The 19,122-nt window shown below is 56.3% G+C and carries 19 protein-coding genes and 1 other annotated feature; of the genes, 6 read left to right on the forward strand and 13 right to left on the reverse strand.

Annotated elements, in window-relative coordinates; translation table 11 throughout:
• Position 1: 1 nt before the first annotated feature.
• On the reverse strand, positions 2 to 745 hold the full coding sequence (locus ACMWL8_RS01570) for a YciC family protein (protein ID WP_028013418.1): 744 nt from the start codon (positions 743 to 745) through the stop codon (positions 2 to 4).
• A gap of 25 nt (positions 746 to 770) precedes the next feature.
• Complete coding sequence (locus ACMWL8_RS01575) at positions 771 to 1,175, reverse strand: YkgJ family cysteine cluster protein (protein ID WP_052682991.1); 405 nt, start codon at positions 1,173 to 1,175, stop codon at positions 771 to 773.
• A gap of 280 nt (positions 1,176 to 1,455) precedes the next feature.
• Between ACMWL8_RS01575 and ompW the strand changes: the two genes are divergently transcribed.
• A complete protein-coding gene (ompW, locus tag ACMWL8_RS01580; RefSeq protein WP_045260668.1) occupies positions 1,456 to 2,088 on the forward strand; it encodes an outer membrane protein OmpW in 633 nt (210 codons plus the stop codon).
• A gap of 43 nt (positions 2,089 to 2,131) precedes the next feature.
• Here ompW and yedF read toward each other — a convergent pair whose 3' ends face one another.
• The 8 genes from yedF to trpL all read right to left on the reverse strand — a co-directional run bounded on the left by yedF (position 2,132) and on the right by trpL (position 10,426).
• Positions 2,132 to 2,365, reverse strand: coding sequence for a sulfurtransferase-like selenium metabolism protein YedF (gene yedF / locus ACMWL8_RS01585; protein WP_045260667.1), 234 nt, complete (start codon positions 2,363 to 2,365; stop codon positions 2,132 to 2,134).
• Positions 2,362 to 3,573 (reverse strand): selenium metabolism membrane protein YedE/FdhT, encoded by a 1,212-nt coding sequence (gene yedE, locus ACMWL8_RS01590; RefSeq protein ID WP_045260666.1) that lies wholly within the window; start codon positions 3,571 to 3,573, stop codon positions 2,362 to 2,364. Before yedE ends, yedF begins: the two co-directional genes overlap by 4 nt.
• 180 nt (positions 3,574 to 3,753) lie before the next feature.
• Positions 3,754 to 4,563 (reverse strand): tryptophan synthase subunit alpha, encoded by an 810-nt coding sequence (gene trpA, locus ACMWL8_RS01595; protein ID WP_045260665.1) that lies wholly within the window; start codon positions 4,561 to 4,563, stop codon positions 3,754 to 3,756.
• The gene (gene trpB / locus ACMWL8_RS01600; protein ID WP_028013413.1) at positions 4,563 to 5,756 is read right to left on the reverse strand and encodes a tryptophan synthase subunit beta; all 1,194 of its coding nucleotides are present in this window, start codon (positions 5,754 to 5,756) and stop codon (positions 4,563 to 4,565) included. The genes trpA and trpB overlap by 1 nt, the downstream gene beginning before the upstream one ends.
• 10 nt (positions 5,757 to 5,766) lie before the next feature.
• A complete protein-coding gene (gene trpCF / locus ACMWL8_RS01605) occupies positions 5,767 to 7,125 on the reverse strand; it encodes a bifunctional indole-3-glycerol-phosphate synthase TrpC/phosphoribosylanthranilate isomerase TrpF (protein ID WP_414751538.1) in 1,359 nt (452 codons plus the stop codon).
• Between the two features lie 3 nt (positions 7,126 to 7,128).
• Entirely contained in the window at positions 7,129 to 8,724 is a 1,596-nt protein-coding gene (trpD, locus tag ACMWL8_RS01610; RefSeq protein WP_028013411.1) for a bifunctional anthranilate synthase glutamate amidotransferase component TrpG/anthranilate phosphoribosyltransferase TrpD, read from the reverse strand.
• Positions 8,724 to 10,286 (reverse strand): anthranilate synthase component 1, encoded by a 1,563-nt coding sequence (locus ACMWL8_RS01615; RefSeq protein WP_045260663.1) that lies wholly within the window; start codon positions 10,284 to 10,286, stop codon positions 8,724 to 8,726. The genes trpD and ACMWL8_RS01615 overlap by 1 nt, the downstream gene beginning before the upstream one ends.
• Positions 10,287 to 10,311: 25 nt before the next feature.
• Positions 10,312 to 10,405: a sequence feature (Trp leader region), on the reverse strand.
• Positions 10,382 to 10,426, reverse strand: coding sequence for a trp operon leader peptide (gene trpL / locus ACMWL8_RS01620; RefSeq protein ID WP_106993556.1), 45 nt, complete (start codon positions 10,424 to 10,426; stop codon positions 10,382 to 10,384). Its footprint overlaps the feature before it by 24 nt.
• 139 nt (positions 10,427 to 10,565) lie before the next feature.
• On the opposite strand from trpL, the gene rnm reads away from it, so the two are divergent.
• From rnm to rluB, 3 genes are all read left to right on the forward strand, one after another.
• Positions 10,566 to 11,447 carry an RNase RNM gene (rnm, locus tag ACMWL8_RS01625; RefSeq protein ID WP_028013409.1) on the forward strand — a complete coding sequence of 294 codons (882 nt, stop codon included), beginning with the start codon at positions 10,566 to 10,568 and terminating at the stop codon, positions 11,445 to 11,447.
• Positions 11,444 to 12,064, forward strand: a complete 621-nt coding sequence (locus ACMWL8_RS01630) for an L-threonylcarbamoyladenylate synthase (protein ID WP_003856793.1) — start codon at positions 11,444 to 11,446, stop codon at positions 12,062 to 12,064. The genes rnm and ACMWL8_RS01630 overlap by 4 nt, the downstream gene beginning before the upstream one ends.
• Positions 12,065 to 12,161: 97 nt before the next feature.
• Entirely contained in the window at positions 12,162 to 13,037 is an 876-nt protein-coding gene (gene rluB / locus ACMWL8_RS01635; protein WP_045260662.1) for a 23S rRNA pseudouridine(2605) synthase RluB, read from the forward strand.
• A gap of 35 nt (positions 13,038 to 13,072) precedes the next feature.
• Here the strand turns inward: rluB and cobO are convergent, their stop codons facing one another.
• A complete protein-coding gene (gene cobO, locus ACMWL8_RS01640) occupies positions 13,073 to 13,663 on the reverse strand; it encodes a cob(I)yrinic acid a,c-diamide adenosyltransferase (protein WP_045260661.1) in 591 nt (196 codons plus the stop codon).
• On the reverse strand, positions 13,660 to 14,421 hold the full coding sequence (locus ACMWL8_RS01645) for a YciK family oxidoreductase (RefSeq protein WP_028013406.1): 762 nt from the start codon (positions 14,419 to 14,421) through the stop codon (positions 13,660 to 13,662). The genes cobO and ACMWL8_RS01645 overlap by 4 nt, the downstream gene beginning before the upstream one ends.
• Before the next feature lie 251 nt (positions 14,422 to 14,672).
• On the opposite strand from ACMWL8_RS01645, the gene sohB reads away from it, so the two are divergent.
• The gene (sohB, locus tag ACMWL8_RS01650; protein WP_041909637.1) at positions 14,673 to 15,719 is read left to right on the forward strand and encodes a protease SohB; all 1,047 of its coding nucleotides are present in this window, start codon (positions 14,673 to 14,675) and stop codon (positions 15,717 to 15,719) included.
• A gap of 34 nt (positions 15,720 to 15,753) precedes the next feature.
• Here the strand turns inward: sohB and ACMWL8_RS01655 are convergent, their stop codons facing one another.
• Positions 15,754 to 16,005, reverse strand: a complete 252-nt coding sequence (locus ACMWL8_RS01655) for a YciN family protein (RefSeq protein WP_003856804.1) — start codon at positions 16,003 to 16,005, stop codon at positions 15,754 to 15,756.
• 399 nt (positions 16,006 to 16,404) lie between these two features.
• Between ACMWL8_RS01655 and topA the strand changes: the two genes are divergently transcribed.
• Positions 16,405 to 19,002: a type I DNA topoisomerase gene (gene topA, locus ACMWL8_RS01660; protein ID WP_041909639.1), complete on the forward strand. Its 2,598-nt coding sequence runs from the start codon at positions 16,405 to 16,407 to the stop codon at positions 19,000 to 19,002.
• Positions 19,003 to 19,122: the final 120 nt, after the last annotated feature.

Here is a 19,122-nt window from a genome sequence, read left to right on the forward strand (position 1 = left end):
GTTACTGACGAATTAACATATACAGGCGGAACAGATAGACAAGCAGCACCGCTGAAATCAGGTTGCTCAGTGTATTCGCGACCACCGCGCCGACGTTCGGGGTTAATACCGCAAAATTCGGAGCAAACAGAAGCAGGAGCGTTTTTGCCAGCAGCCAGGCAATGACTGCGGGAGCCACCAGACGCATATTAGCCCATGCGAGTCGGATGCTGCTGCGCATCGCGGTAAAAATTCCCATTTTATCCTGAACGATCATTACTGGGGCAAAAGCGAGCACAATAGCCAGTAACACGCCCGGCACCACAACCAGCATAATTCCCATCTGCACCAGCATGGTGGTTAAAAAGATCAGGATAAACAGCTTAGGTAAGACCGGCGCGCTGGCACCAATCGCCCGCAAGGCGCTGACCCGGTGGCCCGCCGACACCAGTTGGATCATCAGCAAAACGCCGCCCGCCAGAATGGCGTTACCAATCAGGCCAGAAAACGTGGATGCGGCAGACGCCCGGAGCAGAATTTGTTGCTGCTCTGGCGTCATGTTTTGCACCAGTTCAAATAGCCCAACGCTTCCTGCAAGATGGTCGCCCTGGCTCAGGCTGGCAATCTGTTCTTCACTCGGTGAGAACGCATGACCGAGCACCACAGTGATAAAGGCGCAAAGCAACGCGATCAGTAAAAAGGTAATGAACTGATTGCGGAAAAAATTTCCCGTGTCACGGTAGACAGACTTCGCCGTGATAGACATGCACTCTCCTTGCGTATTGCAGGTGTTAATTAGCCGGCAATTGTACACCGGATGAACCTGCTGTGGCAGCATCAAGGCTTGTATGGAAAAGCATATCTTTGTAAAGCGGTGGTAATCCAAAGCGCGCGCGGGCGCGATTACAGGCTTCGTTGACCTGCCCATCTTCCCCCGACATGGCAAATTCCCGGCACGGGCTGGGGCGATCCTCATAGATCGCGCACCGGGTCGAAACCCCGGGCTCACCTTGTAAGGCCGCGCAGCGGGCCTGCTTTTGATTGGTGCCGCTCATGCAGCGCAGAAAGGGGGTTAACGGCTCAGTAAGATGAACCGGAACGGTACCGCCGCCATCGCTGGCTTCAGCCCAGTAGAAAGAGACTCGAAAATACGCACAACAGGCTCCGCACGTCATGCACGGGTTAACTTCACTCATGGCACACCTGCAAAAAAGAACGCATCAAATCAACTTGTGAGAGCGATAAATTATCCAGCCGACAGAGGAAGAGCAAGAGGGGGAAAAGAAAAATTTTGTAACTGTGAAATGCCAAAAATTGACATAGAAACAACTTATTGCTTTTCAAAGCGCCACAAAAAATTAACCCAGATCAATGAATGTTAACTTACTGGTTTTAATGTGATCTGTGGCAGATCACTTATTACTCTTTTGTGAGTATATTCTCATCCGCGATTAAAACCACAACGATGGAGCGGATATGAAAAAATTAGCGGTGGCAGCCCTTGTATTAAGCAGTCTCTCTGGCGGCGCGTATGCGCATGAAGCAGGCGAATTCTTTATTCGTGCCGGTTCGGCTACGGTTCGCCCAACTGAAGGATCGGATAACGTGTTGGGTATGGGCGGTTTTAACGTCAGTAACAACACCCAGTTAGGTTTAACATTCACCTGGATGGCGACGGATAACGTTGGGGTTGAGCTTCTGGCGGCAACGCCGTTCCGTCACCGTGTCGGTCTTGGTGCGACCGGTGATATCGCCACGGTTCACCATTTACCGCCAACGCTGATGGCGCAATGGTACTTTGGCGATGCCAGCAGCAAGGTGCGTCCATATATTGGCGCGGGTGTGAACTACACCACCTTCTTCGATGAGAAATTCAACGATACCGGCAAAGAAGCAGGACTCTCCGATCTCAGCCTGAAAGACTCGTGGGGTATGGCTGGGCAGGTTGGTCTGGACTATCTGATTAACCGCGACTGGCTGATCAACGCCTCGGTCTGGTATATGGATATTGATACGGACGTACGCTTCAAGGCGGGCGGCGAGCAGCAAAGCATCAATACGCGTCTGGATCCGTGGGTATTCATGTTCTCTGCGGGTTATCGTTTCTAATTCTGTATGTTTAATGCGCCCCCTCGGGGGCGCATTTCGTCTATTACTTCTGAATCAAATAGCGAATGGTTGGCCCGTCCTGCTGGATATCCAGCACCGTATAACCGTGGTTTTTTGCATCCAGCGGAATGTTGTTGATGGATTGCGGACAATCGCTCACCACCTCCAGAATTTCACCTTTTTCCAGCTGCGGCAGTGCCTCAAGCGTGGCAACCGCCGGATACGGGCAGGGTTCACCGACCATATCCAGACGATAGTCGGGGACGATCTCTTTCATGCAGCGTTCTCCTGCGTTTCAGTTTTGACGACGGCACGGCGGAAGAAGCGTTTCTCCTGCGCGACAACCAGTAAAAAAGCGACCAGCAGCAGGGCATAAGTCACCAGCAGGCCGCCGAGAGGGCCGAAAGCGCTCAGCAGGTTAACCTTGTCCCAGTTTGTGGCAAGCACCGGGGACACATCGTCCCAGAAGTATGCGAGGAGTGTGGATCCAAGGACATTCCCAAGCCCGACCCACCAGTAGTGCACCTGTCCCTCAACCGCGCGGTACATCCAGCCGGTTTCACACCCGCCCGCCAGCACAATCCCGAAGCCAAACAGCAGACCGCCAATCACCGCGTTCGGGCCAGCCCACATGATCTTCGGTTCAACACCGAGCTGAACATAGCTGAAAATGCCGACAGCGCTCACCGCCATGCCGGCAATGATTGCCTTCGCCATCATCGTCCTTCCGGTGATCCACATATCGCGAAACGCAGAGGTAAAGCAGATCTGCGCGCGTTCGATCAGCAGGCCAAAGCCGACGCCGAACAACATCGCCAGGCCAAGCTTCGGCTGATTCATCGCCGTGCAAATGGCCCAGGCGATCATAGCAAAAAAGACCAGCATACCCAGGCGGAAACGGCGCTTTGCCTGCTCTGGTTTTTGGGTTAGCGGGGACGCCGCGCTGACTTTTATCATTTTCACCGGAATGCGGAACAGCGGCAGAAGGGTGAATTTTGCTCCGAAGTAAGAGCCAATCGCCGTGGCCACGGCAAAAAACCAGGCATGAAGGGAGAACTGCGGAATCCCCGTAAAGAACGCGGCCAGATTACAGCCCATCGCCAGGCGGGCGCCAAACCCGGCAATCATACCCCCGACTACCGCCTGCATGATGCGAACGCGGCTTTTGGGCATGCGCAGCTTAACGTTGTTTGCCCACAGCGCCGCAGCGAAACAGCCGCCGAACATGCCGATAATCATCATTCCGTCGATGCGGGTAAGCGGGGTGCCGTCCAGGTGAATGAGTTTGAAGTATCCCCACTCTTCGGTGTGCACGCCTGCGAGCTGCAGCAGTTGCCCACCCCAGCGGGTGAATTCACCGGTGACGGCCCAGAAGGTGCCGGTAATGCCGAAATAATAAGTAGAGAGAATGCCTGCCGCGATGACGGCCGGAACAGGTGACCAGAACTTAACCAGGTAAGTCTGTTTGAAGGATTGCCATGACATGAATAAGCCTCTGAACTCAGAAGGATTAGTGCTAAAAAGAGTCCAGATCATACGCTTACGCGAAAGTTTGAAAAGCTATTCACACCGAAAATATCGACGGGATCAATTTTGACGTAATCCTTTGTAGAGGATGGAGAAGGAGGAGTAACCGTCTGGCAGGGTTGCCAGACGGTGGAGGGATTATGCTTTACGCGTCGCTGCTTTCATTGCGGTCACGAACGCGTTCAATTCGCTCAGCATCTGCTCGGGCTTGTCCACGTTCTTCTCGATGATCTTCACAATCGCAGAGCCGGAGATGGCGCCCGCCGCCTTCGCGTCAATCGCCGCGGTGACCTGATCCGGAGAGGAGATCCCGAAGCCCTGCAGCGGCGGCGCGGCATGGTACTCGGCCAGCTTTTCCACCAGATGATGCAGCGGCAGTGCAGCTTTATTTTCGGCGCCGGTCACGCCCGCGCGCGAAAGCAGATAGGTATACCCGCGCCCGTAAGAGGCTATCTGGCGCAGCAGTTCATCATCGGCGTTTGGCGGACAGATGAAAATAGGGGCGACATTGTGACGCATCGCAGCCTGGCGGAACGGCGCGGACTCTTCCACGGGCACGTCTGCTACCAGGACCGAGTCGACACCCACGCGCGCGCATTCTGCATAGAACTCGTCAACACCACGGTTGAACACCAGGTTGGCGTACATCAGCAGGCCAATTGGAATGGTTGGGTGCTTCTGGCGGATCGCCGCCAGCATTTCAAAGCACTGGGTTGGGGTCACGCCTGCCGCAAAGGCGCGCAGGGTGGCGTTCTGGATGGTCGGGCCATCCGCCAGCGGATCGGAGAACGGAATACCCAGCTCCAGCGCGTCGGCGCCGGCTTCAATCAGGGCGTCGATAATCTTCAGAGACTGCTCAGGGCCGGGGTCGCCCAGCGTAACGAAGGGGACGAACGCGCCTTCCTGGCGGGATTTCAGTTCAGCAAATACGTTATCGTAGCGTTCCATCAGATTTCCCCTCGTGCTTTCAAAATATCGTGAACGGTGAAGATATCTTTGTCACCGCGACCGGAAAGGTTCACCACCAGCAGTTGCTCTTTTTCCGGGTTCTCTTTCATCATTTTCAGCGCGTGCGCCAGCGCGTGAGAAGACTCCAGCGCCGGGATGATCCCTTCGCTGCGGCACAGCGTTTTGAAGGCTTCCAGCGCTTCGTCATCGGTAATGGAGACATAGTCCGCGCGCCCCGTGCTGTTCAGGAACGCGTGCTGTGGCCCAACGGACGGGAAGTCCAGTCCGGCAGAAATTGAGTAAGACTCTTCAATCTGCCCTTCATCGGTCTGCATCATCGGGGCTTTCATGCCGAAGTAGATCCCCACGCGGCCATGCTTCAGCGGCGCGCCGTGCTCGCCAGTTTCAATCCCATGACCGGCAGGCTCGACGCCAATCAGCCCTACGCGGGTTTCGTCGATAAAATCGGCAAACATGCCGATGGCGTTAGACCCGCCGCCGACGCAGGCAATGACTGCATCCGGCAGGCGACCCTCTTTTTCAAGGATCTGCGCTTTGGTCTCTTCACCGATCATGCGCTGGAATTCGCGCACGATGGTCGGGAACGGGTGAGGACCTGCCGCGGTGCCGAGCATATAGTGCGCGGTTTCGTAGCTGCCGGACCAGTCGCGCAGCGCTTCGTTACAGGCATCTTTCAGCGTCGCAGAACCGCTGTGCACCGGGATCACTTCCGCGCCCATCAGGCGCATACGGAATACGTTCGGCGACTGACGCTCAACGTCTTTAGCACCCATATAGATGCGGCACTTCAGGCCGAGCAGGGCGCTGGCGAGCGCAGAAGCCACGCCGTGCTGGCCCGCGCCAGTTTCGGCGATGATTTCGGTTTTACCCATACGCTTCGCGAGCAGCGCCTGGCCCAGCACCTGGTTAGTTTTATGCGCGCCGCCGTGCAGCAGATCTTCACGCTTGAGATAAAGCGTGGTTTTGGTGCCTTCGGTCAGGTTGCGGCATTTGGTCAGCGCGGTTGGACGCCCGGCGTAGTTTTTCAGCAGGTCGGTAAACTCCGCCTGAAACGCCGGATCTTTCTGCGCGCTCACGAACGCTTCTTCCAGCTGGCGCAGCGCGGGCATCAGGATTTGCGGAACATACATCCCGCCGAATTCACCAAAATACGGGTTAAGTAATGTCGTCATCTTCTCTTCCTTAATATGCACGCAGAGTTTTAAACACCGAGGCCAGCTTGCTGGCATCTTTGATACCCGGTTGCGACTCTACGCCTGAATTGAAATCGAGGCCTGCGCAGCCGGTTTTCGCGGCTTCCACACAGTTATCCGGGCTTAGTCCGCCCGCCAGCAGGACGTTGTCCAGCTTTTCGCCGTTCAGCAGCGACCAGTCAAAACGTTGTCCGGAGCCGCCCTGGCCGTTGTCGAGCACGTATTTGTCAACGTGGTGAAGATTACGTGCGGGCAGGGTGGTGCCCACGCTTTGTGCTTTCCAGATTTGAACCTGTGGTGCCAGCGCGTCGCGCAGGGCATTGATGTACGCCTGATCTTCATCTCCATGAAGCTGAACGGCACGCAGGGATAACGCGTCGGCTTTTGCCACAACGTCCGCGACATCCGCATTGCGGAACACGCCAACATAGCTCAGCGGGGCCGCCGCGATTACCTTGCGGGCCTGTTCCTCATTGACTGCCCGAGGTGAGGTGTCGACGAAGATTAAACCGCCATAGATTGCTCCAGCCTCATACGCGGCCAGCGCATCCTGTTCGCGGGTCAGGCCGCAGACTTTGTTTTCACCCAGCAGCACGCGACGCACCGCCGCATTGAGGTCGTCATGTTCCATCATGGCGGAGCCAATCAGGAAACCGTTGGCGAAGTGGCTCAGCTCGCGCACCTGGGCGTAGCTGTTAATGCCGGACTCGCTGATCACCGTGACGTCCGCACCCAGACGCGGCGCCAGCTGGCGGGTACGGTTCAGGTCAATCGACAAGTCGCGAAGATCGCGGTTGTTGATGCCGACCACTTTGGCTTCCAGCGCGATGGCGCGCTCAAGCTCTTCTTCGTTACTCACTTCGGTCAGCACGCCCATTTTCAGGCTGTGCGCCACGGCAGCAAGCTGCCGATACTGTTCGTCGTCCAGTACCGAGAGCATCAGCAGGCAGGCATCGGCCTGGTAGAAACGCGCCAGCCAGATCTGATACGGGTCGATAATAAAGTCTTTGCACAGGATCGGCTGCGGTGCGATGCCGCTGACGATCGGCAGAAAATCGAAGCTGCCCTGGAAATATTTCTCATCCGTCAGCACGGAGATTGCCGACGCATGATGCTTATAAATACCGGCGATACGCGCCGGGTCGAAATCGTCACGAATAACGCCTTTTGAGGGAGAGGCCTTTTTACACTCCAGAATAAAGGCGGTACGTGCACCCTGCAGGGCGTCATAGAAACGACGGCTGCTTGGAACGACGTCATTCTGGAAACTGGCAAGCGGCTGCTCTGCTTTGCGTGCTTCCACCCAGATGGCCTTATCGGCAACGATTTTCGCTAAAACGGTCTGCATTCTTTACCCTCTTGCCGCAAGTGCGGTAACGCGATCGTAAGCTGCACCGGAGCGCAGTACATCCAGAACTTTTTGAGCATTGGCCTTCAGGTCTTCCTCACCGTGCAAACGCATCAGCATGGCGACGTTGGCAGCCACGGCGGCCTCATGAGCGGCCTCACCTTTACCTTGTAGTAAGCGCGTCAGAATGTCACGGTTTTCTTCCGGCGTACCGCCTGCCAGCGCTTCCTGATGGTACGGCGTTAAGCCGAAATCAGACGCCTCAAGCTGATAGCTGAGTACTTCACCATCGTTAAGCTCGGCCACCAGCGTCGGCGCATGCAGCGAAACTTCATCCATTCCGCCGCTGTGCACCACGGCGGCGCGTTTGTAACCCAGCACGCGCAGCGTCTCGGCAATCGGCAGGACCAGCTCAGGGCTGTAAACGCCAATTAATGCCAGCGGCGGATGGGCCGGGTTGATCAGCGGGCCGAGCACGTTAAACAGCGTGCGGGTTTTAAGCTGCTGGCGAACCGGCATCGCGTGGCGGAAACCGGTGTGATATTTCGGCGCAAACAGGAAGCAAACGCCCAAATCGTCCAGTGCTTCACGCGAACGCTCGGCATTCATCTCCAGATTGATGCCAAACGCGGCCAGCAGATCGGACGAGCCTGAACGGCTGGAGACGCTGCGGTTACCGTGTTTTGCCACTTTCAGTCCACACGCTGCGGCGACAAAGGCACTGGCGGTAGAAATATTGATACTGTTGCTGCCGTCGCCACCGGTCCCGACGATATCGGCAAACTGATAGTCCGGGCGCGGGAACGGAGCGGCATTTTCCAGCAGCGCGGTTGCCGCACCGGCGATCTCCTGCGGGCTTTCGCCGCGCACTTTCATGCTCACCAGCGCCGCCGCCAACTGCTCAGGCTTCAGCTCGCCGCGCACCACGGCGGAAAAAAGCTGGTGGCTCTCCTGTTGGCTCAGGGTCTGTGCCTGATACAGTTTTTCCAGAATCGGCTGCAGGGTGTTGGTCTGCTCCAGCTTCTGTAACGCCCAGTCAAGGGTCTGCTCCAGCAGGCGGGCGCCATTGGAGGTCAAAATAGATTCCGGGTGGAACTGCATCCCGCAGACGCGATCCGCATCGTGGCGTACCGCCATCACCATCCCTTCAAACGAGGCGTTGATGGTCAGCCCGGCCGGAATGTTGCTGCCGACCAGCGAATGATAGCGCGCGACCGGGAGCGGATTCGGCAGCCCGGCAAACATTGCCTGGCCGTCATGTTCAATGCTGGAGGCTTTACCGTGCAGGATCTCGCCCGCCTGGCCGACGTAACCGCCGTAAGCTTCCACGATTGCCTGGTGACCAAGGCAGATACCGATAATCGGCAGCTTGCCGCGCATGCGGGTCAGCAGTTCGGGCATACAGCCCGCTTCGCTCGGCGCGCCCGGCCCCGGGGAGAGCATCAGCACCGGGTTTTGCATGGTCGCCAGACGGTCAATCAGGGTCTGAGCCGGAACGTGGTTGCGGTAGATAACGACGTTGTGACCATTCGCACGCAGCTGATCTGCCAGGTTGTAGGTAAAGGAGTCGATGTTATCGAGCAGCAGAATGTCAGCCATCAGAAAATCTCCTGTGCGTGGTGTGCGGTAGCGATGGCGCGCAATACCGCGCGTGCTTTACTGCGGGTTTCGTCAGCTTCAGACTGCGGAACAGAGTCAAGAACAATCCCGGCGCCGGCCTGAACGGTGGCAATACCGTCTTCGACGTAGGCGGAGCGGATCACGATGCAGGTATCGAGGTCGCCGTGGGCGGTGAAGTAACCTACCGCGCCGCCGTAGCTCCCGCGCCGACGTCCTTCCGCTTCGGCGATAAGCTGCATGGCGCGCACCTTCGGCGCGCCGCTCAGGGTGCCCATATTCATGCAGGCGCGGTAGGCGTGCAGCACGTCGAGGTCGCTACGCAGTTCACCCACCACGCGGGAGACCAGGTGCATCACGAAGGAGTAACGGTCAACTTTGGTCAGGTCTGCCACGTAGCGGCTGCCCGGGGTGCAAATGCGCGCCAGGTCGTTACGCGCCAGGTCAACCAGCATCAGGTGTTCGGAGAGCTCCTTGTGGTCGGTTCGCATTTCCAGTTCGATGCGGCTGTCCAGATCGCGGTCCAGCGAGCCATCGGCACGACGGCCACGCGGACGGGTGCCCGCAATCGGGTAGATCTCAATCTGGCGGCTTGTGGCGTCGTACTTCAGCGAGCTTTCCGGCGAGGCGCCGAACAGCGTGAAATCATTGTCCTGCATAAAGAACATATATGGGCTCGGGTTGCTTTTCTTCAGCACGTCGTAAGCCGCCAGCGGTGACGGGCAGGGCAGCGAGAAACGGCGGGACGGCACAACCTGGAAAATCTCCCCGGCGCGAATAGCCTTTTGCATCTGGCGAACCACGGCCCCGTATTGATCGTCGGTCTGGTTAACGTCGCATGTCATTTTTTCCACGTGCTGTACCGGCAGCGCAGGCGGCGCTTCCGTCATCTGCTGCCGGAGCTGAGCGATGCGATGCTCAAGGCGGTTTTTCTCAAACGCAGAGGGCGTGAACAGGCTTGCCTGGATGCGAGTATATTTTTTCTGATGGTCGATCACCAACAGGGTTTCGGCCAGGTAGAAACAGTAGTCCGGACAGCGGTTGCCCTGCTCGGTTTCCGGCAAATCTTCAAAACCGGCGACCAGGTCGTAAGCAAACAGCCCGCCGAAGAACATTGCTTCGCGCTCATCTTCCGGCACGGTGACAAGATTTTGCAGCAGGCGGAAGGCATCGAACACGGACAGCGAGCAGAGGCGCGCATCTTCGTCGAGCAGCTGGCTTACCGGCGGGAAATGCAGAATTCGCAGGTCCGGGTGACGTTCATTGTCGATGCCCGCGGGCAGAGCCGCATCCAGCAGAGGCAGCAGCGATGCGCCATTATCAGAGAGCGCCTTAATGGTGACGGTGTCACCTAGCGCGGTAATGCGCAGCGCGCTGTCGACCAGCAGCAGGCTTTTCAGATCGTCCTTGCTGTCGATATCCGCAGACTCCAGCAGCAGCGTCGCCGGACGCGCACCGCACACCTGATGAAACAGCGCGGTCGGGTTGTGGCGATAGACCGCCTCGCAGGTCAAGAGTTCGAGATGAGGTTTGGCTGTTTGCATGTTGTGATTCTCATTTATTCTGTTCAAAAAAAAGCCCGCTGGGTAGCGGGCGGGTATCTGTTTGCATTTCGCAGATGCGTGACACTGCCCGAAGATCAGGAAGTGCGCCACCAACCGTGCAGAGTGAAATGTGCTGTCATTTTCAGATACCTTTCTCGTGTGAACTTGCGTACTAGTTAACTAGTTCGATGGCGTATTGTCAACCCTTGATTTCAGAATTTCACGTTAAGTCGGTATCATGGCGTTTTCGGATGTCTCCAACCTGTTATGGGAAGTGCTTTGAGCGATACCACCTACGCGATTATTTATGATTTACACAGCCATACTCAGGCCTCTGATGGCCTGCTGACACCCGAAGCCCTGGTTCATCGCGCGGTTGAAATGCGTGTCGGCACGCTGGCGATAACCGATCACGATACCACCGACGCCATTCCGGCAGCGCGCGCCGAGATTGCCCGCAGCGGGCTGGCGCTGAATCTGGTGCCCGGCGTAGAGATCTCGACCGTCTGGGAAAACCATGAGATTCATATCGTTGGCCTGAACATTGATATAGAACATCCGGCACTTCTTGCCTTTTTGCAAGAACAAAAAACGCGCCGCAACCAGCGCGCGGAGATGATCGGCGAGCGTCTGGAGAAGGCGCATATTCCGGGCGCGCTGGAAGGTGCGCAAAAGCTGGCGAACGGCGGGGCGGTCACCCGCGGTCATTTCGCACGCTTTCTGGTTGAAGCGGGCAAAGCGACGACCATGGCGGATGTCTTTAAAAAGTATCTGGCGCGCGGGAAAACCGGATACGTTCCGCCACAGTGGTGTACAATAAAACAAGCTATTGATGTCATTCATCATTCTGGCGGTAAGGCCGTGCTGGCCCATCCGGGACGGTATAATCTTTCTGCTAAATGGCTGAAACGGCTGCTGGCGCACTTTGCCGAATGCGGTGGCGAGGCGATGGAAGTCGCCCAGTGTCAGCAGGCGCCCAACGAGCGCGCGCAGCTCGCGACTTACGCTCGCCAGTTTGGCCTGCTAGGGTCACAGGGCTCTGATTTCCACCAGCCCTGCGCGTGGATCGAGCTGGGACGCAAGCTCTGGCTACCCGCTGGCGTTGAGCCGGTCTGGCAGCTCTGGGAGCAGCCGCAGCAAATTGAAGAGAGGGAAGTATGAGTCAGTTTTTCTATATCCATCCGGACAACCCGCAGCCACGTCTGATTAACCAGGCCGTGGAGATCGTCCGCAAAGGCGGCGTGATAGTCTACCCGACCGATTCCGGCTACGCGCTGGGCTGTAAAATTGAAGATAAAGGGGCGATGGAGCGAATATGTCGCATCCGTCAGCTGCCGGACGGCCATAACTTTACCCTGATGTGTCGCGACCTCTCTGAGCTGTCGACCTATGCGTATGTCGACAACGTGGCGTTTCGCCTGATCAAGAACAACACGCCGGGTAACTACACCTTCATTCTGAAAGGGACGAAGGAGGTGCCGCGTCGCCTGCTGCAGGAAAAGCGTAAGACTATCGGCATGCGCGTGCCGTCAAACCCGATTGCCCAGGCGCTGCTGGAAACTCTCGGCGAACCGATGCTCTCTACCTCACTGATGCTGCCGGGCAGCGAGTTTACCGAGTCCGATCCGGAGGAGATAAAAGATCGTCTGGAGAAGGTGGTGGAGCTGATTATTCACGGAGGTTATCTCGGCCAGCAGCCGACTACCGTTGTGGATCTGACCGAAGACGCGCCTGAAGTGATTCGTGAAGGCGTGGGTGATGTTAAGCCTTTCTTGTAAAGGTGTAAGCAGATATACTACGCGGCCATCAAAGCAGGGCTCGGCTCTGCTTTTGACCTGATTCGACGCCTGTGAAGGCGACACCTGAGGAAGCTCAATGAGCGAGAAGTTACAGAAAGTGCTGGCGCGCGCCGGCCACGGCTCACGCCGTGAAATCGAAGCCATTATAGAAGCGGGCCGCGTGAGTGTGGACGGTAAAATCGCCACGCTGGGTGACCGCGTAGAAATCGTACCGGGGCTCAAGATCCGCATTGACGGTCATCTTATCTCCGTGAAAGAGTCCGCGGAACAGATCTGCCGCGTGCTGGCGTATTACAAGCCGGAAGGCGAGCTGTGTACGCGCAACGACCCGGAAGGTCGTCCAACGGTGTTTGACCGTCTGCCAAAACTGCGCGGCGCCCGCTGGATTGCGGTGGGGCGTCTGGACGTGAACACCTGCGGTCTGCTGCTGTTCACCACCGATGGTGAACTGGCAAACCGCCTCATGCACCCAAGCCGTGAAGTAGAGCGTGAATACGCCGTTCGCGTTTTCGGCCAGGTCGACGAAAATAAACTGCGCGATCTGTCGCGTGGCGTGCAGCTGGAAGACGGCCCTGCGGCGTTCAAAACCATCAAATTTACCGGTGGTGAAGGGATTAACCAGTGGTACAACGTGACCCTGACCGAAGGCCGTAACCGCGAGGTGCGTCGTCTGTGGGAAGCGGTAGGCGTGCAGGTTAGCCGCCTGATCCGCGTTCGCTACGGCGACATTCTGCTGCCGAAAGGTCTGCCGCGCGGTGGTTATACCGAGCTGGATCTTACCCAGACTAACTACCTGCGCGAGCTGGTTGGCCTGACGCCGGAAACCACCTCTAAAGTGGCGGTGGAGAAAGATCGTCGTCGTATGAAGGCGAATCAGATCCGTCGTGCGGTTAAACGCCACAGCCAAGTGAACAGCAATCGTCGCTCTGGCAACCGGAATAACAACGGTTAATTGAAAAAGCCCGGTGAACTCACCGGGCTTTTTCTTTAGTAATCAATGCCAATTTGTGCTTTGATGCCTGCATCAAACGCATGCTTGACCGGACGCAGCTCGCTGACTGTATCTGCCAGCTCCAGAATCTCACGATGACACCCGCGACCTGTAACGATAACCGTCTGGTGCGCAGGGCGGTTCTTCAGTGCATCCAGCACCTCCTCCAGCGGCAGGTAGTCGTAGGCGACCATATAGGTGATCTCATCCAGCAGCACCATATTTAATGTCGGGTCAGCCAGCATCCTTTTTGCGTGCTTCCACACGGCAAGGCAGGCTGCGGTATCGGTTTCCCGGTTCTGCGTATCCCACGTAAACCCGGTCGCCATCACCTGAAACTCAACGCCGTGAGGTTCAAGCAAATTACGCTCACCGTTGGGCCATTCCCCTTTGATAAACTGGATGACCCCCACTTTTTGCCCGTGGCCGACGGCGCGCGTAGCGGTGCCAAACGCGGCAGTAGTTTTGCCTTTACCATTGCCGGTAAAAACAATGACGATCCCTCGCTCGTCCTGGGCTGCCGCGACGCGCGCGTCAACCTGTTCCTTCAGACGCTGCTGTCGCTGCTGATGACGTTCTTCACTCATTGCGAAATTCCCGGTTTGCGGCCCGGCTGGGCATCAAAGGTCATTCCGGTTTTGCGGCGGCTGTCGTCGCCCATCAGCCAGAGATAGAGCGGCATAATGTCTGCCGGGGTTTTCAGCTTCAGCGGATCTTCCGTCGGGAACGCGCTGGCGCGCATGCTGGTGCGCGTCCCCCCCGGATTAATGCAGTTCACGCGCAGATGCCGGCTCTGGTACTCATCCGCCAGCACCTGCATCATGCCCTCGGTCGCGAATTTTGAGACAGCATAAGCCCCCCAGTTTGCGCGTCCCTCGCGGCCTACGCTGGAAGAGGTGAAGACCAGAGATCCAGACTCGGATTTGAGTAATAAAGGAAGCAAGGCCTGCGTGAGGAAAAAAGTACCGTTAACGTTAACCTGCATCACCTGCTGCCAGATTTCAGGATCCTGTTCATCCATTGGACGCACTTCACCTAACAAACCGGCGTTGTGCAGTACGCCGTCAAGACGTGGGTAGTGGGTACTGATACGGTGAGCAAGCTCCTGGCAGAGCGCTGGGGTGCAGGTCAGCAAATCGAGCGTGTACCAGGGGGCAGGTGTGCCGCCTGCGGCCTCAATTTCCTGAGCGACCCCTTTGAGCTTTTCTTCGTTGCGCCCAATCAGAATTACGCTTGCGCCATATTCAGCGTACGTCAGGGCCGCTTCGCGACCAATACCATCGCTGGCGCCGGTGACAAGAATGATTCGGTTCTGCAGCAGGTTTTTTTGCGGTTGATAATGCACGGTGACTCCTCAGGCGCACGGTGTCTCAATCACGCCTTCATAATGACTTTTCGGCTTTATGCCCGAATTAGCGTGAGAATTCAATCAGTCTACAGGACGCATTGCTGCAAAATTAACAATTTGCAAATATTTAAACCGCAGCGCGGGGATTCCTGAAGACGGCTCGCAGAGGTAATGTCACGGGCGAGACGCAGGGGCAGGGCTGTTGTACACTGCCGTGAAAGATTCGTGGTTAAATCAAGGTGGAACGCGTGGAATTACTTTCTCAATATGGGTTGTTTTTGGCCAAAATCGCGACGGTGGTGATTGCCATTGCCGTGGTTGCCGTTCTGATTGTCAACCTGACGCAGCGCAAGCGTCAGCGTGGGGAGTTACGCATCACCCGCCTGAGCGAGCAGTATAAAGAGATGCAGGAAGAGATGTCCCTCTCGCTGCTCGATAGCCATCAGCAGAAGCTGTGGCTGAAAGCCCAGAAGAAAAAACACAAGCAGGAAGCCAAAGCCGCGAAGGCGAAGGCAAAGCTCGCGACGCCGCAGGGCGACGCAAAACCCCGCGTCTATGTGCTCGATTTTAAAGGCAGCATGGATGCGCATGAAGTCGCTTCGCTGCGCGAAGAGGTGACTGCGGTTCTGGCCGTGGCAACGCCGCAGGATCAGGTGGTGGTGCGTCTTGAGAGCCCGGGCGGGGTGGTACACGGTTACGGGTTGGCCGCTTCGCAGCTGCAGCGTCTGCGCGAGAAGCAGATCCCACTTACCGTGGCAGTAGATAAAGTCGCGGCGAGCGGCGGCTATATGATGGCCTGCGTGGCGGACAAAATCGTTGCGGCGCCGTTTTCCATCATAGGTTCCATTGGCGTGGTCGCACAGATCCCTAACTTTAACCGCTTCCTGAAAAATAAAGAGATTGATATCGAACTTCACACGGCGGGTCAGTACAAACGCACCCTGACGCTGCTGGGGGAAAACACGGAAGAGGGGCGCCAAAAATTCCGTGAAGATCTGAATGAAACTCACCATCTCTTTAAAGACTTCGTACATCGCATGCGCCCAACGCTGGATATTGAACAGGTGGCGACCGGTGAGCACTGGTACGGCATCCAGGCGCAGGAAAAAGGGCTGGTGGATGAAGTAGGTACCAGTGATGACCTGCTGCTCAACCTGATGGAAGGCCGGGAACTGGTAGGCGTGCGCTTTACACAGCGCAAACGGCTGATGGACCGCTTTACCAACAGTGCGGCGGAAAGCGCGGACCGCCTGCTGCTTCGCTGGCTACAGCGCGGACAAAAACCGCTGCTGTAAACAAAAACGCGAGGCATATGCCTCGCGTTTTGCATTAATCGACCAGGTGATATTTCTCTGAAAGCGTATGCGCCAGGTATTTAAACATATTAAACACGGCAGTGCTTTTCGGGGTCGGTAACCCCTGCTCGTCAAGGAAGTATTCGCCGCTGAAAACCAGCACGCCATTACGTTGCTCAACACCGGTGGCTTCAATGCCTGCCAGCGTATCTTCATGGTCACGAATAAGCTTGTTTGCTTCGATAAGCAGAGAGGCTCGGTCAATGGGTTGGGTCGTATTCTGCATAATCCACTCCTTAAACAGTGACAATAGTCTACGCCGGGGGCGCTTTGGGGGCAAATTTTCCCTGTAATGTGAGGGGATAAGATGCAGAGGGCAGGTTGGCGGGATTTGCTTTTGCATGCTAATAAAGTTGCGTAACGAATTTTATCAGGTAGAGTGTGCGCTTTCGTCATTCTGGCAACAGAATTGCTTGACATTCGACCGGGAATTCGTCACGAATAATACGAGATGTGAGAAAAATACCCGAAAACTCAATGACCTGGATGTCGCCATTCTGACGTTCGGTAAGACATAGGGGTTGATATCCCCTGACGCAGTCGCAATATCATTGGCTCGTCGTCAGCGGAAGGGAAATCAACGTGCGGCGTATTCCTGGAAGAATTAAATTAGGTAAAGGTGAATATGGGTAAAGCTCTCGTCATCGTTGAGTCCCCGGCAAAAGCCAAAACGATCAATAAGTATCTGGGTAATGACTACGTGGTTAAGTCCAGCGTTGGTCACATCCGCGATTTGCCGACCAGTGGCTCAGCCAGCAAAAAGAGCGCAGACTCTACCTCCACCAAAGGGGCTAAAAAGCCTAAAAAGGATGAACGTAGCGCGCTTGTCAACCGCATGGGTGTTAACCCATGGCACAACTGGGATGCACAATATGAAGTGCTGCCCGGGAAAGAAAAAGTCGTTAACGAGCTGAAGCAGCTGGCTGAAAAAGCAGACCACATCTATCTCGCAACCGACCTTGACCGCGAAGGGGAAGCCATTGCGTGGCACCTGCGGGAAGTGATCGGCGGGGATGACAAACGCTACAGCCGCGTAGTGTTTAACGAAATTACAAAGAATGCGATTCGTCAGGCGTTTGAGAAGCCGGGCGAGCTGAATATCGACCGTGTGAACGCCCAGCAGGCGCGTCGCTTTATGGACCGCGTTGTGGGCTACATGGTTTCTCCACTGCTGTGGAAAAAGATTGCCCGCGGCCTGTCCGCAGGACGCGTGCAGTCTGTAGCCGTGCGTCTTGTCGTTGAGCGTGAACGCGAAATTAAAGCCTTCGTGCCGGAAGAGTTCTGGGAAGTTGACGCCAATGTCACTACCCCGGGCGGTGATGCGCTGCCGCTGCAGGTAAGCCATCACAACGATAAGCCTTTCCGTCCTGAAAACCGCGATCAGACCATGGCCGCCGTGGCGCTGCTGGAAAAAGCGCGCTATCAGGTACTGGAACGCGAAGATAAGCCGACCAGCAGCAAGCCTGGCGCGCCGTTTATCACGTCCACACTGCAACAGGCGGCGAGCACCCGTCTGGGTTACGGCGTGAAGAAAACCATGATGATGGCCCAGCGCTTGTATGAAGCGGGTTACATCACCTACATGCGTACTGACTCAACGAACCTGAGCCAGGACGCGGTGAACATGGTGCGCGGCTACATCAGCGATAACTTCGGTAAAAAATACCTGCCGGAAAGCGCCAACCAGTTCGCCAGCAAGGAGAATTCTCAGGAAGCGCACGAAGCGATTCGTCCCTCTGATGTCTCTGTTTTAGCCGAGTCGCTGAAGGATATGGAAGCCGACGCCCAGAAGCTGTATCAGCTGATCTGGCGTCAGTTTGTCGCGTGTCAGATGACGCCAGCGAAATATGATTCCACTACGCTGACCGTTGGCGCGGGCGACTTCCGCCTCAAGGCACGCGGTCGTATTCTGCGCTTCGACGGCTGGACGAAAGTGATGCCTGCACTGCGTAAAGGTGATGAAGACCGTACGCTGCCTGCGGTAAACAAAGGCGACGAGTTGTCGCTTGTCGACCTGGTTCCGGCCCAGCACTTCACCAAGCCGCCTGCGCGCTTTAGTGAAGCGTCGTTGGTTAAAGAGCTGGAAAAACGCGGGATTGGCCGTCCGTCAACCTACGCGTCAATCATCTCGACCATTCAGGACCGCGGTTACGTTCGCGTAGAGAACCGCCGTTTCTATGCCGAAAAAATGGGTGAGATTGTCACTGACCGTCTGGAAGCTAACTTCCGCGAATTGATGAACTACGACTTCACCGCGCAGATGGAAGACAGCCTCGACGAAGTGGCCAGTCACAAGGCGGAGTGGAAGAAGGTTCTCGATAGCTTCTTCAGCGACTTTACCAACCAGCTTGAGAAAGCGGAGAAAGATCCTGAAGAGGGCGGCATGCTGCCTAACCAGATGGTTCTTACCAGCATCGACTGCCCGACCTGCGGCCGCAAGATGGGGATCCGTACTGCGACAACGGGCGTGTTCCTTGGCTGTTCAGGCTATGCGCTGCCACCCAAAGAGCGCTGCAAAACAACCATCAACCTGGTGCCGGAGAACGAAGTTCTCAACGTGCTGGAAGGTGATGATGCGGAAACCAACGCCCTGCGCGCGAAACGCCGCTGCAAAAAATGCGGCACGGCGATGGACAGCTATCTGATCGATCCTAAACGTAAGCTACACGTGTGCGGTAACAACCCAACGTGCGACGGGTATGAGATCGAAGAGGGTGAGTTCCGCATTAAAGGCTATGACGGCCCGATTGTGGAGTGCGAGAAGTGTGGCTCTGAGATGCACCTGAAAATGGGGCGTTTCGGTAAGTATATGGCCTGCACAAACGACGAGTGTAAGAACACGCGCAAAATTCTGCGCAATGGTGAGGTTGCTCCGCCGAAGGAAGATCCGGTTCCGCTGCCAGAATTGCCGTGTGAAAAATCCGACGCGTACTTCGTGCTGCGTGATGGTGCCGCAGGTGTCTTCCTGGCCGCCAACACCTTCCCGAAATCGCGTGAAACGCGCGCCCCGCTGGTGGAAGAGCTGCATCGCTTCCGCGATCGTCTGCCTGAGAAGCTGCGTTATCTGGCCGATGCGCCACAGCAGGATCCTGAAGGCAATAAGACGGTGGTCCGTTTTAGCCGTAAAACGAAGCAGCAGTACGTTGCGGCAGAGAAAGAGGGTAAAGCGACCGGATGGTCCGCCTTCTTTGTCGATGGCAAATGGGTTGAAGGCAAGAAATAATCTTTCTTAACCGTAGCTTACCCGTGAAAGGGCCGGACTTCCGGCCCTTTTTTATTACCTTATTATTATTTTTTGTTCCGTACTATACAGTCAGGCTATAAGTGATATAGTGGTTATAGT

The organism is Enterobacter sp. 04-C-12-SI-ECC (assembly GCF_047530715.1).
Classification (GTDB): domain Bacteria; phylum Pseudomonadota; class Gammaproteobacteria; order Enterobacterales; family Enterobacteriaceae; genus Enterobacter; species Enterobacter bugandensis.

Bases quoted from the DNA above. Each gene is read 5' to 3' on its own strand.
- trpB (WP_028013413.1), bottom strand. From the start codon at position 5,756: ATGACGACATTACTTAACCCGTATTTTGGTGAATTCGGCGGGATGTAT.
- trpCF (WP_414751538.1), bottom strand. From the start codon at position 7,125: ATGCAGACCGTTTTAGCGAAAATCGTTGCCGATAAGGCCATCTGGGTG.
- trpA (WP_045260665.1), bottom strand. From the start codon at position 4,563: ATGGAACGCTACGATAACGTATTTGCTGAACTGAAATCCCGCCAGGAA.
- yedF (WP_045260667.1), bottom strand. From the start codon at position 2,365: ATGAAAGAGATCGTCCCCGACTATCGTCTGGATATGGTCGGTGAACCC.
- yedE (WP_045260666.1), bottom strand. From the start codon at position 3,573: ATGTCATGGCAATCCTTCAAACAGACTTACCTGGTTAAGTTCTGGTCA.
- ACMWL8_RS01630 (WP_003856793.1), top strand. From the start codon at position 11,444: ATGAGTCAGTTTTTCTATATCCATCCGGACAACCCGCAGCCACGTCTG.
- rluB (WP_045260662.1), top strand. From the start codon at position 12,162: ATGAGCGAGAAGTTACAGAAAGTGCTGGCGCGCGCCGGCCACGGCTCA.
- ACMWL8_RS01575 (WP_052682991.1), bottom strand. From the start codon at position 1,175: ATGAGTGAAGTTAACCCGTGCATGACGTGCGGAGCCTGTTGTGCGTAT.
- cobO (WP_045260661.1), bottom strand. From the start codon at position 13,663: ATGAGTGAAGAACGTCATCAGCAGCGACAGCAGCGTCTGAAGGAACAG.
- trpD (WP_028013411.1), bottom strand. From the start codon at position 8,724: ATGGCTGACATTCTGCTGCTCGATAACATCGACTCCTTTACCTACAAC.
- ompW (WP_045260668.1), top strand. From the start codon at position 1,456: ATGAAAAAATTAGCGGTGGCAGCCCTTGTATTAAGCAGTCTCTCTGGC.
- ACMWL8_RS01570 (WP_028013418.1), bottom strand. From the start codon at position 745: ATGTCTATCACGGCGAAGTCTGTCTACCGTGACACGGGAAATTTTTTC.
- topA (WP_041909639.1), top strand. From the start codon at position 16,405: ATGGGTAAAGCTCTCGTCATCGTTGAGTCCCCGGCAAAAGCCAAAACG.
- ACMWL8_RS01615 (WP_045260663.1), bottom strand. From the start codon at position 10,286: ATGCAAACAGCCAAACCTCATCTCGAACTCTTGACCTGCGAGGCGGTC.
- ACMWL8_RS01655 (WP_003856804.1), bottom strand. From the start codon at position 16,005: ATGCAGAATACGACCCAACCCATTGACCGAGCCTCTCTGCTTATCGAA.